General features: G+C 67.1%; 2 protein-coding genes. Both read right to left on the bottom strand.

What is annotated here, in order from left to right; all coding sequences use genetic code 11:
• Positions 1-241: 241 nt before the first annotated feature.
• Positions 242-1,435 carry an IS91 family transposase gene (locus QQK95_RS33370; RefSeq protein ID WP_284278843.1) on the bottom strand — a complete coding sequence of 398 codons (1,194 nt, stop codon included), beginning with the start codon at positions 1,433-1,435 and terminating at the stop codon, positions 242-244.
• A gap of 2 nt (positions 1,436-1,437) precedes the next feature.
• Positions 1,438-1,783: tyrosine-type recombinase/integrase (locus QQK95_RS33365; RefSeq protein ID WP_284278842.1), on the bottom strand; the 346-nt coding region annotated here is incomplete at its 5' end.

The raw sequence follows: 1,783 nt of genomic DNA, 5'->3' as shown, positions 1-1,783 counted from the left end.
GCCACAGGCGATGGCTATGGGGATTTCGGATTTCGGCAGATGTCGGCGATGGCGCGACCGCCGTCGGGAAGCTCTGAGGTGAATTCGGACAGACCGCTTCGTTGCGCCTCCGCGCGGTGTTGTCGGGACGGTGGGCGGCTGGGCGCGGCTCTGTCGGAGTCGAACATCACCATAGACGTGCGTCGATCCGTTGCCGGAGGCTGAGTGCCTGCAGCTGAAGGCTGAACCATTCCATGCCGGGTCATGGCATGCTGCTCCCGGTCGACGGGGAACCGTGTGGCGGTCCGCGCGGCTGCCTCCATCGTTCGAACAGCTCGATCACGATCATGCGGCCGCCACAGCAGGGGCATGGCGGGCGGAAGTTGTCCGGTTCGTGCGTGGTGTCATCGTAGGACGGTGCGGCGATGTTCAGGAGTTCACGAGCAAGCGCGAGGCTGGCCTTGCGAGCAGAGCCGGCAAGCAGGCCGCAATGCCGGATGCGGTGGAATCCCTTTGGCAACACGTGGAGCAGGAAGCGGCGGATGAACTCGTCGGTCGCGAGCGTCATGAGTTGCTGCCGGTCGGCGCCTTCGCGACGATAGTCCTTGTAGCGGAAGGTGACGCCGCTCTCGTCGAGGCGGATGAGGCGGCTGTTCGAGATCGCGACCCGGTGCGTGTAGCGCGACAGGTAGGCGAGCACCGCTTCCGGGCCGGCGAAGGGCGCCTTGGCGTAGACCACCCAGCGCTTCTTCCGGACCGGCGACAGGTGGCGCAGGAAGGCCCGCCGTTCCGCGAGATGAGCAATTGCGCCGAAGAAGGCGAGCCGGCCAGCGTCGTGCAGCGCGACCAACCGGGAGAGGAACAGGCGGCGGAACAGCTTGCCGAGCACGCGCACCGGCAGCAGGAAGGCCGGGCGCGACGATATCCACCGGCTTCCGTCCGGCGCAATGCCACCGCCCGGCACGATCATGTGCACGTGCGGATGGTGTGTCATCGCCGAGCCCCAGGTATGGAGCACTGCGGTGATGCCGATGCGCGCGCCGAGATGCTTCGGATCCGCCGCGATGGTCAGCATCGTCTCCGATGCCGCACGGAACAGCAGGTCGTAGACCGCCGCCTTGTTGTGGAAGGCGATGTCGGCCACCTCGGCGGGCAGCGTGAACACGACATGGAAGTAGCCGACCGGCAGCAGGTCGGCTTCCCGCTCGGCGAGCCATGTCCGCGCCGTGGCACCCTGGCACTTGGGACAGTGCCGGTTGCGGCAGGAGTTGTAGGCGATGCGCCAATGGCCACAGTCCGCGCAGGCCTCGACGTGACCGCCAAGGGCCGCGGTGCGGCAGTGTTCGATCGCCGACATGACCTTGAGCTGCAGCAGTGTCAGATGCCCTGCATGGGCGGTCCGGAAGGCAGGCCCGGCAGTGCGGAAGATGTCGGCGACCTCGATCGAGGCGCGCACGCTCAGCCGTCGGGTGAGATCTCTTCCGGCTTGAAGAGGCCAAGCTTGTCGAGCGGGCTCGTGACGGTGCGCACCGTGCGGGTTGCAACCTTGGTGTAGAAGGCGGTGCTGTTCAGCTTGGCGTGCCCGAGCAGGACCTGGATGATCCGGATGTCGGTGCCGTCCTCCAGGAGGTGGGTGGCGAAGCTGTGACGCAGCGTGTGCGGCCCGACCCGCTTGGCGATGTCGGCAGCCTGCGCCGCGTCGACGACCACGCGATAGAGCTGGCGGGTGCTGATGGGCTTCATCGCATGCTGCCCCGGAAACAGCCAGCCGTCGCGATGCATCACCCCCTGCTGGCGTCCGACC

The sequence above is a fragment of the Mesorhizobium huakuii genome (assembly GCF_030160235.1).
Classification (GTDB): domain Bacteria; phylum Pseudomonadota; class Alphaproteobacteria; order Rhizobiales; family Rhizobiaceae; genus Mesorhizobium; species Mesorhizobium huakuii.
The sequence above is the reverse complement of the archived record's forward strand: the minus strand, read 5'-3'. Positions and strand labels throughout refer to the sequence as shown.